12 protein-coding genes are annotated in these 13,963 nt (G+C 67.5%); 6 read left to right on the top strand and 6 right to left on the bottom strand.

Annotation, left to right across the window (positions count from 1 at the left end; translation table 11 throughout):
- Window positions 1-113: 113 nt before the first annotated feature.
- From ACZ5UM_RS09830 to ACZ5UM_RS09840, 3 genes are all read left to right on the top strand, one after another.
- Window positions 114-698 (top strand): NADPH-dependent FMN reductase, encoded by a 585-nt coding sequence (locus tag ACZ5UM_RS09830; protein ID WP_464843837.1) that lies wholly within the window; start codon window positions 114-116, stop codon window positions 696-698.
- Between the two features lie 18 nt (window positions 699-716).
- Window positions 717-2,099, top strand: a complete 1,383-nt coding sequence (locus tag ACZ5UM_RS09835) for a hemolysin family protein (RefSeq protein WP_464843839.1) — start codon at window positions 717-719, stop codon at window positions 2,097-2,099.
- 122 nt (window positions 2,100-2,221) lie between these two features.
- The gene (locus ACZ5UM_RS09840; RefSeq protein ID WP_464843840.1) at window positions 2,222-3,463 is read left to right on the top strand and encodes a M48 family metalloprotease; all 1,242 of its coding nucleotides are present in this window, start codon (window positions 2,222-2,224) and stop codon (window positions 3,461-3,463) included.
- A 41-nt stretch (window positions 3,464-3,504) separates the two neighbouring features.
- Here the strand turns inward: ACZ5UM_RS09840 and fabF are convergent, their stop codons facing one another.
- The 3 genes from fabF to ACZ5UM_RS09855 form a co-directional block, all read right to left on the bottom strand.
- Window positions 3,505-4,746 carry a beta-ketoacyl-ACP synthase II gene (gene fabF, locus ACZ5UM_RS09845; RefSeq protein ID WP_464843842.1) on the bottom strand — a complete coding sequence of 414 codons (1,242 nt, stop codon included), beginning with the start codon at window positions 4,744-4,746 and terminating at the stop codon, window positions 3,505-3,507.
- 14 nt (window positions 4,747-4,760) lie between these two features.
- On the bottom strand, window positions 4,761-5,375 hold the full coding sequence (locus ACZ5UM_RS09850; protein WP_464843843.1) for a TetR/AcrR family transcriptional regulator: 615 nt from the start codon (window positions 5,373-5,375) through the stop codon (window positions 4,761-4,763).
- A gap of 731 nt (window positions 5,376-6,106) precedes the next feature.
- Window positions 6,107-6,370 carry a hypothetical protein gene (locus ACZ5UM_RS09855; protein ID WP_464843845.1) on the bottom strand — a complete coding sequence of 88 codons (264 nt, stop codon included), beginning with the start codon at window positions 6,368-6,370 and terminating at the stop codon, window positions 6,107-6,109.
- 180 nt (window positions 6,371-6,550) lie between these two features.
- Here ACZ5UM_RS09855 and ACZ5UM_RS09860 point away from each other — a divergent pair, with 180 nt between their 5' ends.
- The 3 genes from ACZ5UM_RS09860 to ACZ5UM_RS09870 all read left to right on the top strand — a co-directional run bounded on the left by ACZ5UM_RS09860 (window position 6,551) and on the right by ACZ5UM_RS09870 (window position 10,902).
- Window positions 6,551-7,897: an NAD(P)/FAD-dependent oxidoreductase gene (locus tag ACZ5UM_RS09860; protein ID WP_464843846.1), complete on the top strand. Its 1,347-nt coding sequence runs from the start codon at window positions 6,551-6,553 to the stop codon at window positions 7,895-7,897.
- A gap of 218 nt (window positions 7,898-8,115) precedes the next feature.
- Window positions 8,116-9,201, top strand: coding sequence for a WD40/YVTN/BNR-like repeat-containing protein (locus ACZ5UM_RS09865; protein WP_464843847.1), 1,086 nt, complete (start codon window positions 8,116-8,118; stop codon window positions 9,199-9,201).
- Between the two features lie 573 nt (window positions 9,202-9,774).
- Window positions 9,775-10,902: an IS256 family transposase gene (locus ACZ5UM_RS09870; RefSeq protein WP_083766174.1), complete on the top strand. Its 1,128-nt coding sequence runs from the start codon at window positions 9,775-9,777 to the stop codon at window positions 10,900-10,902.
- Here ACZ5UM_RS09870 and ACZ5UM_RS09875 read toward each other — a convergent pair.
- The 3 genes from ACZ5UM_RS09875 to ACZ5UM_RS09885 form a co-directional block, all read right to left on the bottom strand.
- Window positions 10,852-11,397 carry a hypothetical protein gene (locus ACZ5UM_RS09875; RefSeq protein ID WP_464843848.1) on the bottom strand — a complete coding sequence of 182 codons (546 nt, stop codon included), beginning with the start codon at window positions 11,395-11,397 and terminating at the stop codon, window positions 10,852-10,854. The genes ACZ5UM_RS09870 and ACZ5UM_RS09875 overlap by 51 nt on opposite strands.
- Window positions 11,398-11,482: 85 nt before the next feature.
- Window positions 11,483-12,658 (bottom strand): tRNA pseudouridine(13) synthase TruD, encoded by a 1,176-nt coding sequence (truD, locus tag ACZ5UM_RS09880; RefSeq protein WP_464843849.1) that lies wholly within the window; start codon window positions 12,656-12,658, stop codon window positions 11,483-11,485.
- Between the two features lie 229 nt (window positions 12,659-12,887).
- Window positions 12,888-13,898, bottom strand: a complete 1,011-nt coding sequence (locus ACZ5UM_RS09885) for an NAD(P)/FAD-dependent oxidoreductase (RefSeq protein ID WP_464843850.1) — start codon at window positions 13,896-13,898, stop codon at window positions 12,888-12,890.
- Window positions 13,899-13,963 lie beyond the last annotated feature (65 nt).

Genomic DNA, 13,963 nt, shown 5'->3' on the forward strand with positions numbered 1-13,963 from the left:
CGGTGACACTGTTCCCGTACGGGGCGGACCCCGCCGTGCGGGGTGCCCGAGCGACCATACCCTGAAGGGCGTGGACCAGGTTCCGCCAGGAGAAGTACGTAGGGGGAAAGACCGTGGTCAGAATCGGGATCATCATCGGCAGCACGCGCCCGGGGCGCAACGGCGAGGCCGTGGCCCGCTGGGTGTACGAGCACGCCCGCAAGCGGACCGACGCCGAGTTCGAACTCGTGGACCTGAAGGACTTCAACCTGCCCATGTACGACGAGCCGGTGCCGCCGTCTTTCGGGAAGAACTACCAGCACGAGCACACCCGTCGCTGGTCCGAGAAGATTGACGCCCTGGACGGGTTCATCTTCGTCACGCCGGAGTACAACCACGCCACATCCGGAGCGCTGAAGAACGCGATCGACTATCTGTACCTGGAGTGGAACAACAAGGCGGCAGCCTTTGTCGGCTACGGCAGCCTGGGCGGCGCGCGGGCCATCGAGAATCTGCGCGCCATCATGGCGGAGCTGCAGGTGGCCGACGTGCGGCAGCAGGTGTCGCTCTCCCTGTTCACCGACTTTGAGGACTTCAAGGTGTTCAAGCCCAACGAAGAGATGCATCTGCCCGCGCTCAACACCATGCTGGATCAGCTCATCGCCTGGAGCGCCGCCCTGAAGCGCGTGCGCCAGGAGGCGGCCGCGTCGGGATCGTAGCCACCCGGAGGGACGGCTGTGCAGCACTGGCGGGCGCTGGGGCTGATCTTCGGCCTGATCCTGATCAACGCGTTCTTCGCAGCCGGGGAGATCGCGGTCGTCTCCGCCCGGCCCGTCCGCATCCGGCAGCTGGCCGAGCAGGGCAGCCAGGCGGCCTGGGCGGTGCTCCAGCTGATGAAGGACCAGAGCCGGTTCCTGGCGACGATCCAGGTGGGGATCACGCTGGCGGGCTTCCTGGCCAGCGCCTCCGCGGCCGTCGGCCTCTCTGCGGACCTGGGCGCAGTGCTGCAGCGGCTGGGCCTCAGTCCGGCCGTGGCCGCCAGCGCGGCGGTGGTCGCGGTGACGCTGCTCCTTTCTTACCTCACCCTGGTGCTGGGGGAGCTGGTGCCGAAGCGGATCGCGCTGCAGTCGCCGGAGCGGGTCGCCCTGCTGGTGGCCCGCCCGGTGGTGCTGATCGCCCGGCTCACCCGGCCCTTCGTCGCGCTGCTCACCGCATCCACCAACCTGGTCGTGCGGCTCCTGGGCGGCCGGGCCGAGCCGGCGGAGCCGTCCATCTCGGAAGAGGAGCTGCGGCTCTACGTCGCCGAGAACAAGGGGCTCCAGGAGGCGGAGAAGCGGATGATCGCCGGCGTTTTCTCCTTCGGCGACCGCACGGTGCGGCAGGTGATGGTCCCGCGCACGGACATGGCCTGCCTGCACCAGGACGACCCGCTCTCCGCCGCGCTGGCCGAGGTCCGCCGCCACGGCTTCTGGCGCTACCCGGTCTACCGGGAAGACTACGACGACATCGTCGGCATGGTCACCGTCAAGGACCTGCTGCGGCACGTGGGCGTGCAGGCGGACGGCCGCCGGGTGGCGGACGTCATGCGCCCCGCCTGGTTCGTGCCGGAGTCCAAGCCGGCCCTCAGCCTGCTGAAGGAGATGCAGGCCGCCGACGAGCAACTGGCCGTGGTCGTCGATGAGTACGGCGGCGTGGCGGGGCTGGTCACCATGGAAGACCTGCTGGAGGAGATCATCGGGGAGATCGCGGACGAGCCGGTGCAGGGACCGGAGCAGGGCGAGATGGAGCTGGACGCGGGCGATCCGGTCGACGAGGTGGCCGAGCGGCTGGGCATCTCCATCCCCCGCAGCCCCGAGTACGAGACCCTGGCGGGGTACATCCTGTACAACCTGGGCGCCATCCCTTCCGAGGGCGACGAGGTGGCCCTCGGCGGATGGCGGCTGCGGGTGGAGCGCATGGACGGGCACCGCATCGACCGGGTGCGGGCGGTGCCCGACGTGCCGGACGCGCCGGGTCCGCCCGGGATGGCCGGCGAACCTGTTCGCCAGGGCGTTCCGGGCCAGCCCGAGGTACCGGTCGAGCCCGTCCGACCGCACGGATCCCCGCCGCCGACCGACTGAGCCACGGGCCGGGGCGAGGCCCGGTCCGTACGATCCGGGCGCCCATCGGGCCGGCGCGTCTATCCCGGGGGACGAGCCGCATAGAGAGGGGGTAGACTCGGACTCCCCGGAGGTGGCTGCCCGTGCGTGAGCCCACCCTGGCCCTGAAGGGGCTCTGGACTCTGCTGCTTGCTGTCGGGACGGGGCTCATCCTGCTGCTCCTCTTCGCCACGCTGGAGCCGCGCCCGCTGGACGGAGAGGCCCTGAACTACTTCCCGGAAGCCCTGCTGGAGCAGGGGCGCCGCTTCGCCAGGGAGGCCCGGCTGGCCGCCAGCCTGAAGACCCTGGCATCCCTCGGCGCCCTCGCCCTGCTCTGCTTCCACCCGGCCGGGACCCGGCTGCTGGCCCGATGGGAGGCGCGCGGTCGGGGCCGGTGGCCGCGGCAGGTCGCGTGGGTGGCGGTGGGGGCGGGAGCCGTCACCGCCGCGGTGGAGCTTCCCTTCGCGTATTACCTGGGCCATGCCCACGAGCGCGCTTACGGCCTCACCCGGCAGAGCGCCTGGGCCTGGCTGGGCGATCACCTGCTGGGGGAGGCCGTGGGGCTGGTCATCTCGGTGCTGCTCTGGCTGGCGCTCTACGCCCTCATCCGGCGGAGTCCCCGACGGTGGTGGGCGGGCGCCAGCCTGGTCATGGCCGGATACAGCCTGCTGCTGGCGGTGCTCTATCCCGTGCTCCTGCTTCCCCTCTTCCACCCCGTGCGGCCCGTGACCGATCCCCAGGTACTGGCGATGATCCAGGGGCTGGCTGACCGGGCGGGCGTGCGGGTGGAGAAGGTGGCCGAACTGCGGGTGGGGGAGGAGTCCAGCCGGATCAACGCGATGGTCGCCGGCATCGGCCCCACCAAGCAGGTGCTGCTCTACGACACCCTGCTCCGGGAGCTGTCGCCGGCGGAGGTGGAGGCGGTGCTGGCGCATGAGCTCTCCCACGCCGTGCACGGCGACCTGTTCAGGGGATGGGCGCTGCAGGCGGTGCTGAACGCGGCCGCCATGGGCCTGGCGGCCTGGATGCTCGGCGCGATGCGGGACGTCTCTCCGCTGGGGCTGAAGGCGCCCCACGCGCCCCGGGGCCTCGCCCTGCTCATGCTCTTCCTCAGCCTCTGCGACATCGCCGGCGGGCCGGCGCAGGCGGCGCTCTCCCGCCGGGCGGAGGTGCGGGCAGACAGATACGCCCTGGAGCTCACGCAGAACCCCAGGGCGCTGGTGCAGAGCTTCCAGAAGCTGGCCCGGGCCAACCCGGGTGACGTGTCGCCGCCGCCGCTGGTGGAGCTGCTGAGCTACTCCCACCCGTCGATCATGCGGCGCATCCGGGCGGCGGAGGGGCGGTAGGCCGTGCTGCGCCGGACGTGACCGCGCCCGGCGCAGCGGCGCTAGGCGAAGCGGCGGAACGCCAGCGACACGTTGGTGCCGCCGAAGCCGAAGTTGTTGCAGAGCGCGGCCTGCACGCCCCGCACCTCCCGGGCGGTGTGGGGCACGTAGTCCAGCCGGCACTCCGGATCGGGCTGGTGCAGGTTGATGGTCGGCAGCAGCACCTGGTGGTGGAGGGAGAGGACCGTCAGGATCGACTCGATCGCGCCGGCCGCCCCCAGCAGGTGGCCGTGCATGGACTTGGTGCCCGAGACCGCCAGCTTGCGGGCGTGGTCGCCGAAGACCTGCTCGATCGCCTTGCTCTCCTGCACGTCGCCCAGGTCGGTGGAGGTGGCGTGCGCGTTGATGTAGCCCACGTCTTCCGGATTAAGGCGGGCGCTGCGCAGGGCGCCCCTCATCGCCAGCACGGCGCCCAGCCCCTCAGGATGCGGGGCGGTGATGTGGTAGGCGTCCCCCGACATGCCGGCGCCGGCCAGCTCGGCGTAGATCCGGGCGCCGCGCCGCTTGGCGTGCTCCAGTTCCTCCAGCACGAGGCAGCCCGCGCCCTCGCTCATCACGAAGCCGTCCCGGTCCACGTCGAAGGGGCGGGAGGCCCCCTGGGGATCATCGTTCCGGGTCGAGAGCGCCTTGGCGGAGTTGAAGCCGGCAAACGCCAGCTCCGTGATGGTGGCCTCGGTGCCGCCGGTGATCATCACGTCCGCATCGCCCCGCCGGATGATGTGCATGGCGTCGGCGATGGCGTGCCCGGCCGAGGCGCAGGCCGATACGGTGCCGTAGTTGGGCCCGTACACGCCGTACTTCATCGAGATCAGCCCGGCGGCGCTGTTGATGATACAGCGGGGAACGAAGAAGGGCGAGATCCGCCTGGGGCCGCGCTCCTGCAGGATCAGCGCGTTCTCCACGATCCCTTCCAGGCCGCCCATGCCGCTGCCGAACACGACGCCGGTGCGCTCGGCCAGCTCGCCTTCGAAGGTGAGGCCCGCGTCCTGCACCGCCTCGGCCGCGGCGGCCAGGGCGTAGTGGATGAAGGGATCGTACCGACGGACCTCCTTCGGATCCATCACCGTTGCCGGGTCAAAGCCGCGTACCTCGCCGGCGAACCGGGTCGACAGGCGGGACGCGTCAAACCGGGTGATCGGGCCGATCCCCGAACGGCCCGCCACCGCCGCTTCCCAGTTGGCCTGCACGCTGTTGCCCAGGGGCGAGATCAGCCCCAGTCCGGTGACCACTACCCGTCGTTCCATACCGTTCACTCCTCCTACAGGGGTTCAGGAAGCAAATAGGAACGGAGCATCGCCAGCAGGCTCTGCCCCATGGCGTTCAGCTCCACTTGCGGCGTTCCGGTCACCCAGTAGATGGCGACCCCGTCCGCCATGGCCAGCAGCAGCGCGGCCACGCGCTGCGGGTCGACATCCTGCCGGAACCGCCCGCGGGCGACGCCCTCGGCGATGACGCCCGCGACGTACCCCACCAGCCCGGCGAACCGGTCGTGAAGCGCCTGGCGGATCTCGCCGTGCTGCACGGCCTCGGCCATGGTGACCAGCAGCAGCCGGCCGGTGCCCGGGTGGCGCACCCGCAGGGCGGTGGTGAACAGTTCGACGCAGCGCACCAGCCGTTCCCACGGGTCGTCCACGCGCTCGGTGAGCCGGGCGAACAACTCGGGCGCCCGGCCCAGCCGCTCACGCACCAGGGTCAGCATCAGGTCCGCCTTGGTGGGGAAGTACCGGTAGATGGCGCCGACGCTGAGCTGGGCCTGCTGGGCGATGTCGCCCACGGTGGCGGCCTGGTAGCCCTTGGTGATGAAGACTTCCAGGGCGGCGTTGAGGATGGCCTGGCGCCGCCGCTCCTTGTGGGCCGGACTCACCTTGGGCACCGCACTCAACCCCTTCAGAACTTTTGGGGGACAGGATTCCCCTCACGAAAGCCAACTGGCACCCCGGCGACTTCACGGGGGGCCGGCTTCGCCGGCCAGCAGGGGGTGGAGGTGAGGAGGGGGCGGGATTCCCCTCACGAGAGCCAACTGGCACCCCGGAGACTTCACGGGGAGGGCCGGGTCCGCCGGCCTGACCCGTGGCAGAGACGTGTCCACTGGCAGGGGGTGGAGGTGAGGAGGGGACAGGATTCCCCTCACGAGAGCCAATTGGCACCCCGGAGACTTCACGGGGAGGGCCGGCTCCGCCGGCCAGACCCGTGGCAGAGACGTGTCCACCGGCAGGGGGTGGAGGTGAGGAGGGGACAGGATTCCCCTCACGAGAGCCAACTGGCACCCCGGAGACTTCACGGGGAGGGCCGGGTCCGCCGGCCTGACCCGTGGCAGAGACGTGTCCACTGGCAGGGGGTGGAGGTGAGGAGGGGACAGGATTCCCCTCACGAGAGCCAATTGGCACCCCGGAGACTTCACGGGGAGGGCCGGCTCCGCCGGCCTGACCCGTGGCAGAAACGTATCCACCGGCAGGGGGTGGAGGTGAGGAGGGGGCGGGAGCCCCCTCCTCACTTTCAATAAAAGTGAGCGCTCATTCACTTTTATACCACGCCGCGGCGAGCCCGCGCAAGCGCGCAGAGGCACCGGCTGCCAGGAGCAGCCGGTGCCCTGCGCGGATCCCGTTACTGGTTGGACTTCTGGGCCGCACGCTGCATGGAGGCGTTATTGCGCTTGGCCGCATGCTGGGCGCCGCTGACCCCGGTGATGTTGCTGCCCGAGAGCTGGGCGCCCGACTGCTGGCCGGCCTGCTGGCCGCCGCCCAGCGAGCCGAACTCGTAGTTGGTCTGGTTGGCCTTGCCGGCCGCCCGCTGCATCGAAGCCGAGTTCCGCTGGGCAGCGTGCTGCGCGGTGTTGTTGTTCCCGCCAGGCTGCGTACCCTTCGCCATCCTGAAACTCCTCCTCGCAAGGGTTGTTGGAGTCTCATCGGGACCGGTCTTAGTTTGGGCAGCAGCCCCCGCGGGCAGTCTGGGAGTTGGCTGGGAGCTCTGGCGGAATGTGCATCCGGGGTGGCGGCATTACGCCCGGGCAGACTAAGAAGCGATGACCGCGATGAAGAGGTGCGGACGTTGACCGAACAGCCTGCGAATGCCAAGCGGCGCGTGGTGGTGCTGGGGGCAGGCTACGCCGGGCTGACGTGCTTCCTCGAACTGCAGGATCGCCTGCCCCGGAGCCACGACCTGGTGCTGGTCAGCCGCGACCGCTATCACTGGTTCACCACCGAACTGCACACCTATGCGGCCGGCCACGACCCCGATACGGTGCGCATTCCCCTCCGCCGGCTGGTCGCACCGCCCGGACGGCTGGTCATCGACCACGTGGCCGGGCTGCGCCCCGCCGAACGGCGGGTGGAGCTCAAGATCTCCGGCCCGCTGGTGTACGACCTCCTGGTCTTCGCCCTGGGCAGCGAACCCGAGTACTTCGGGCTGCCCGGCATCCCGCAGCACGCGCTCACCATCGGCAGCCCGCACGCCGCGCGGCAGGTGCGGGAGCGGGTGCGCGCGCTGGTGGAAACCGGTGCGGGGGACCAGCGGGCGAACACACGGGATGACGGCGGCGGCGACTCGGCGCGGGTGCTGGTGGTGGGAGGCGGGCTGACCGGCGTGGAACTCGCGGCCGAGCTGGCCGACGAGCACCCCGGGCGGCTGTGGGTGACCATCCTGGAGGCGGCGCCTGACATCATGGCCGGCTTCCCCCCCGACCTGGTGCGCGTCGCCCGGCGGATTCTGGAGGAGAAGGGCATCCGGCTCGTGACCGGAAGCCCCATCGTCACCGCCGATGCGACGCACGTCTACCTGCAGGACGGCCGCGAGATCGGTTACGACCTCCTGGTCTGGGCCGGCGGGGTGCGCGGGCACTCGCTGCTGGCGGAGGCCGGACTGGAGCTGGGCGGGCGCGGCCGGGCCAGGGTCGATGCCTTCCTGCGCAGTGTCAGCGACGACCGCATCTACGTGATCGGCGATGCGGCCTCCTTCACCGATCCCGTCTCGGGGCGCGAGGTCCCGCCGACGGGCCAGGCAGCCGTGCAAATGGGAAAGGCGGCGGCCGAGAACATCCTGCGGCGGCTGAGCGGCCAGCCGGAGCAGCCCTTTGCGTTCCGCCTGCGCGGCCAGTTCGCTTCCCTGGGTCACCACGAGGGGGTGGGGACGCTCGGCCAGGAGAACCTGGTGGGCCTCCCGGCCGTGGCCGTCAAGCACTTCGTCGAGGGGCTCCACGCGTGGGAGATGGGAGGCGGCGTGATGCCGCTGGTGCGCAAGCTCGTCGCCGCGCCCTTGAACTACCTGCGGGGGCGGCGCCTCCGGCAGCGCCTGCGCAATCAGAGACACCGAATCCCTGGCAAGGGGCGGTGTCTACATCAGGTTGAAAGAGAAGAAGCGAGCAGGTCTCTTTGCGCCTTACCCGTCTGCCCACCGTGACCCTGAGCGCTAGGTAGACATCTACGCGTGCCTGTAAGGAGGTGATTCCAGCCTTGCTGCAAGGGGTGGGGAAATTTCAGTCGGCCTACATGGGTGAAATTTCGTCCGGCCGTGACACTTTCATTTGGTGACAGTTGGAGTGAGGTCTGCCGTGTGTAACGTTTCCGTCAGATCTGTCGTTAGTCTTATCTGAAAGAGGAGTGAGGGAGGGTATAACTGTGGTCAGGATCGCAAGGCTGTTACTTGCCGTGATGTTAACACTCATGTTTGCGGGGTGCAGCCGAGCAAGAGACGATGTCTCTGGAGAGAAGAACGAGTATAGGAATGCCTTCATTCCATCGGTCCCCACTGCAACTGCTTTTGTGAACGAAACCCATGGCTGGATCGGTGCTACGGACGGGATCTGGTACACCGAAGATGGTGGCAGGACATGGACCCATCAGCTCCCCAGCCAGGCCCCGGTCATCCGGGTGGAGTTTCTGGATTTTCAAAACGGCTTGGCCCTTACACAGGCATCTACCGTTCTTAGCACGAAAGACGGCGGAAAGGACTGGGTCACGGCAGAGATTCCAGGAGTGTCGCTGCGGGCCGTTGATTTCGTAAGTCCGGGTCATGTGGTCGCAACCGATGCAAACGGCCTTCTCGTCAGTCGAGACGGTGGCACGACCTGGGACAGGATCGGCTCGCCTCTTGCTCTTGCCGACCTGGACTTTGTAAGTGAGGAAGAAGGATGGGCAGCTGGGGAGGGAAAGATCTGGCACACCCGCAATGGCGGGAAATCGTGGAGCGCGCAACTCACGCTTCCTGAACCCGACAAGTGGCTGGGCCACACCTTTGTGCGTTTTACAACGGAGAACACCGGCTGGGTTCTGTTCTCTCTTGGTCAGGGCGCCGGATCCCAGGAGCCCTATGTCCTCTACAGCACAACTGATGCGGGCCAGACTTGGATACCTCAACTGATCGGTGACTGGCCGTGGCCGTTTGAGGTGGAAGCGCCAGGGGCTCCGCAAGGCCCCGGTGGGTATCCGGTCGCTTTTGATGCGTGGGCCGACACTGCCTGGGTGGCGGTCTACTCACCGGCTGCTGGCCACCTGGAGGTGGTACGCGTCACCATTGGAGAAGCACCTGTCGCAAGCGATAAGATCCCCATTGGCGACCCTCGCAAGCCGACAGTTGATATTTCGTTTGTGGATACGAAAACAGGCTGGCTGGTCGTGAGTGATAGCGAGCATAGGAAGACTGCCATTCTACGCAGTGACGATGGCGGAAATTCCTGGCTCGACGCAATCGAACGTCCAAAGTAATCGACCGAAGTAATCGACCGCCACCCGCGGATGGGAACATCCCGGGTGGCGGTACGTAATATTTGGTGCAACTTAGGTGGACCGGGGGCCACACGTGGGCAGACCCCTGTTGCTCATCTGAACGGTATTGTAGGGCTTGCCCCAGCTTTCGATCTTGTCAACATACGGCTTCAACGGGCACTCGGCGTAATATGCGCAGAAACCTTTGATGTTGCTCCCGGAAACGAACGGCTCGTTGTTGAGGATCGGGCTGATGGCTACGAAGGCTGGCAGGCTGAGAGACGAGAGCGAGTAGGTCTGGTACTCCCACTGGCGTTGTCCCGAAAATCGTGGAAATTCAAAGTGGCGGCCCTCAAGCCCCGTTTGGTATAACGGGGGTGGACAGTAGGAAGGAGGTTGCCGCCACTGATGTCATTGTACCGCGGGAAGACCAAGAAGCGCCAGATGCTGGAGGTGGACAAACAGCCCTGGTTGCCCCAGCAGGTGCAGGTGACGCTGCATGCCCTCATGGGAGCAGCCAAGGAGGGTCTGCTGGCCCTGGCCGTCGCTGTGGGGCTTGACGTACTGCGCTCCATGATGGAGGCAGAGGTGACGGCCATCGTCGGCCCCAAGGGCAAGCACAACCCCAATCGAAAGGCTTTTCGGCACGGTGCCGAGGAGGGGCGGGTGGTGCTGGGGGGACGGAAGGTACCCATCCAGCGGCCTCGGGTGCGGACGAAGGACGGACAGGAGGTCAGGCTCTCGAGCTACGAAGCCTTCCAGGATGAGCAGTTGCTGACGCAGGCCGCCCTGGAACGGATGCTTCATGGCCTCTCCACTCGGCGCTACCATCATGGCCTGGAGCCGGTGGGCGACGATCTGCCGGCCGTGGCTACGTCCAAGAGCAGCGTAAGCCGGCACTTCGTGGCGGCCACACGCAAGGCACTGGCTGAGCTGCTGGCGAGGCCGCTTGGTGATCAGCGCTACCTGGTGCTGATGCTGGACGGGATCGAAGTCGCAGACCACACCGTGGTGGTCGCACTGGGGATCACGGACGACGGGCAAAAGCAGATCCTCGGCCTCTGGGAAGGGGCTACCGAGAACGCAACCGTCTGTCGCGCCCTGCTAACAGACCTGGTGGAACGCGGCCTGCGGGTGGACGGAGGCATCCTGGTGGTGATAGATGGGGCCAAGGCCCTCAGGGCTGCCGTGCGGGACGTGCTGGGTGCCAGGGCGACCGTGCAGCGATGCCAAGTTCACAAAAAGCGCAACGTGCTGGACCACCTGCCGGACGAGGCTCGCGCGTGGGTCAGCCGCAAGCTGGAGCAAGCCTGGAGGGAGACGGACTACGAGAAGGCCCGGACTGCTCTCACCAGCCTGGCCAAGACCCTGGACGACAAGTATCCGGGCGCCGCCGCCAGCCTGCGCGAGGGGCTCGAGGAGACCCTGACCGTCCTGCGGCTGGAACTGCCCGAGGCGCTGCGCAAGACTCTCCGTTCCACGAACCCCATCGAGTCCGCCTTCGAGAAGGTACGGATGGCTAGCCGCAACGTCAAGCGCTGGCGGAACGGCCAGCAGGTGCTGCGCTGGACTGCCGCGGGCCTCCTGGAAGCGGAGAAGGGCTTCCGGCGCATCAAGGGATACCGCCAGCTCCCAATGCTGTCGGAAGCCCTAAGTAGACACGCCGCTCCAGAAGCATCCAGCGCCGTGCAAACGGCCTAAAAACGAAGAAAAAGGCCGCCACGAAATTCCACGGCGGCTGGGACGTCGCCACTCCCACTGGTTGCAGTAGAATGCGACCCTGTTCTTCAGCACATCGTACGTTGCGAGGCCAGCAGCCCAACCGTTGGTGAAATCCCTCCACTGCTGAGCGCTGCTCGGTGCTCCATTATAGCCCTCAGCATCCAAGATGACATAGTTTGGAACCTTGACCAGTTGCTTGAACACGTTGGCAACGTACGTGCCGGCCTTGTAACCAGCATTGTACCAGCTGTCCCCGCCAGTCGGTCCGCTGATCGTCCAGAAGGAGAGCCACCACATCGAGAGCTTTGCGTAGGCCATGGCTACAGCTACCTGGTAAGCTGTCCCCAGATCTTCCGTGTACGGAGCCGAGCGTGTACCGAGCCCATCGTGGCTGGCCACTCCCGGCCATCCCAGGTTGTACATGTCCGCAACCTTCTGCTGAGTGGTGTAATCACCGTAAGGCGCAACTCCCATAGAATCTTCCCCCTTTGTTCGTGTTTCTGCTATAGAAGGAGGCGGTAGGCACATCGTTTTACAACAAGGGCTCCCCGCCGCGCGCTCAGAGAGCAGCCGCCTTGATGAGCATGGTCGCGTAGGCGCCTCCCGGCAGCGTGAACCGGAGCGTGACCCGCCGGCAGCCCGCATAGCGCTCGTCCGGCTGCGGCTCCTCCACCTGCAGGGAGCGGGGGATCACCCACGCCGCCCGGGGCGAGCTCTTCAGGAACAGGCCCGGAAGCAGCTCCGCCTCGAGCTGGGCGGGGCGGAGGCGGCGTTCCCGGAGCACATCCTCCAGGACCAGGCCGGCCTCCGGGGCGGGAAAGCGCATGTGCCTCCCCGGCAGCGGGATGACCATCTGACGCAGGGCGGGCGTCGGCCGGGCGAAGCGATACGGCCCGGCGGCGCCTGGCACCTCCGCGGGCGCCTCGCCCTCCCCGGCCGCATCGGCGACCAGGTGGCGGAGCACCTCGTTCCACAGGAATGCCTGGTAGGCCGAGAGCCACATCTCCAACTCCTCCCGCCGCGCCGTGGCCAGGGCCTCGCGGAAACCGGCGGGGTTCTCCTGGAGCCGCGCAAAGCACCGTTGCTCAAAGGCGGTCTCGGCCAGGCTGAGGCAGGCGGACCAGTTGCCCCAGGCCTCCAGCAGGCGGCGCTTGCGCGCCTTTGCCTTTCGCTTCTCGCCGGGGTAGATGTGGGTCAGGGCGATCTGGAGCGCTTGTTCCCAACGGCCCCGGATCATGTGCTCCGCGATGAACCCGCGCTCGCGGTCGTAGCTGCCGAACCGCTGGTCGTCGAAGTAGTTGGGGAAGCCCTCGGCGGCAACCCGGCGGGCGCCGGCGGCGAGGCGGGCGGCCTCGTCGGGCCGGAGCTCCCGCACGGTGACCTCGAAGTGGTTGGCCAGTACCCGACCTGGGCTCATCGGCTCGGTGGCGTACCCCACCGCTTTGAGCCGGTACCCGGGCGTCTCCAGGGAGTGGTCGGCGGGGTCGTCGATGGTCACATACTGCCAGGTGTGGCCGTGCCGGTCCTTCTTTCCCCCGTACCGGATGCGGGAAAGGGGCAGCCGCCGCTCCCGGGCGATGGCGGAGATCGCGTCGGCGGTATTCCAGCCTTTCTTCTCCAGCAGGTAGACCCGGTAGCGGGCCGGCTTCGGGCGGATGTGCAGGTCCACGGCCTCCCGCACCACAAAGTCCTCGGGTGTCGTCTTCAGGCGCACGTCGTCCTTACTTCCTTTCATCCCCGTTCCACCCTTAGGGTGCCCGGGTCGGGTGCTTCCGCACCGTGCGCCCGGACCCCGGGCCGGGGCAGATGGTGCACACCGGGCAGCCGGACCCGGGCCGCCCCTCCCGGCACGCCCGGCGGCAGGCGATGCACACCGGGCGGCGAGGCCGGCCCCAGGCGCAGACGCAGGCTCCCTACCGATGCGTAGAGAGCCTGCGTCCGAAGCGTGATCGGGCATCGCCCGGCTACTTGTTCCGCTGCTCCGAGCTGTGGCCGGGGAACGCGGCCGAACCCGGGTCGATGTAGGCCTTGGCGTTGTTGACCGCGGTGGCCACCTCGCCAAAACCCGTGGCGATCAGGCGGATCTTGCCCGGGTACCAGCAGATGTCGCCGGCGGCGTATACGCCGGGGATGTTGGTCTCGCCCTTGGAGTTGACGACGATCTGCCGCTTGTTCTCGATTGCCAGGCCCCACTCCAGCATGCTGCCCAGCGAGGCCTTGAAGCCGGTGCCGATGATCACGTAATCGACGTCGAGGGTCGTCTCCTCGCCCGTGCGGTTATCGAAGATGGTGGCCCGCTTGACCCAGTTGCCGTCGCCCTCGACCCGGCGCAGCTCGTAGAACACCTTGACGTGCACCCGCGAGGCGGCCAGCTTCTTCAGCGACTCCTCGTGGGCCCGGAACCCGTCGCGCCGGTGAATGAGGGTGACCTCCTCGGCGAGCGGCTCGACCATCAGCGCGTAGTCCACGGCCGTGTCGCCGCCGCCGATGACCAGGACCTTCTTGCCCTGGAACTGAGGCAGGTTCGTCACGCTGTACAGGACGCCCTTCCCCTCGTACTCCCGGGCGGACTCGTTGGGAATGCGGTTCGGTTCGAAAGCACCAATGCCGGCGGTGATGATGACGGCCTTGCTGTAGTGCCGTTCGCCGGTATGGGTGACCAGTTCGAACGTGCCATCCTCCAGCTTGGTGAGCTTGTCGACCCGCTGGTTGAAGACGTAGGTGGCGTCCGGGTTGGCTCGGTCTGCCTGTTCCTTGCACTGCTCGACCAGACGTTTGGCGCTGACGCTGGGGAATCCTGCGACGTCGAAGATGTCCTTTTCCGGGTACAGCGCGGCCAGCTGACCGCCCACCTCGGGCAGCGCCTCGATGACCTTGGTCTTCATGCCGCGCATGCCTGCGTAGAACACCCCGAACAGACCTGTGGGCCCTGCACCGATCAGGGTCACGTCGAAAAGCTCTTTCGTGCCGGACACGGTTGCCGTCATCCCCCTATCTGCCTAATCATTTTATGACTGGCTGTGGTTCAGGAACAGGACCT

The organism is Symbiobacterium ostreiconchae, assembly GCF_055396975.1.

What these genes read in the sequence shown, in the direction of transcription:
- fabF (WP_464843842.1), bottom strand. Translation starts at nt 4,746, where the DNA reads ATGGAACGACGGGTAGTGGTCACCGGACTGGGGCTGATCTCGCCCCTG.
- ACZ5UM_RS09855 (WP_464843845.1), bottom strand. Translation starts at nt 6,370, where the DNA reads ATGGCGAAGGGTACGCAGCCTGGCGGGAACAACAACACCGCGCAGCAC.
- ACZ5UM_RS09870 (WP_083766174.1), top strand. Translation starts at nt 9,775, where the DNA reads ATGATGGAGGCAGAGGTGACGGCCATCGTCGGCCCCAAGGGCAAGCAC.
- ACZ5UM_RS09875 (WP_464843848.1), bottom strand. Translation starts at nt 11,397, where the DNA reads ATGGGAGTTGCGCCTTACGGTGATTACACCACTCAGCAGAAGGTTGCG.
- truD (WP_464843849.1), bottom strand. Translation starts at nt 12,658, where the DNA reads ATGAAAGGAAGTAAGGACGACGTGCGCCTGAAGACGACACCCGAGGAC.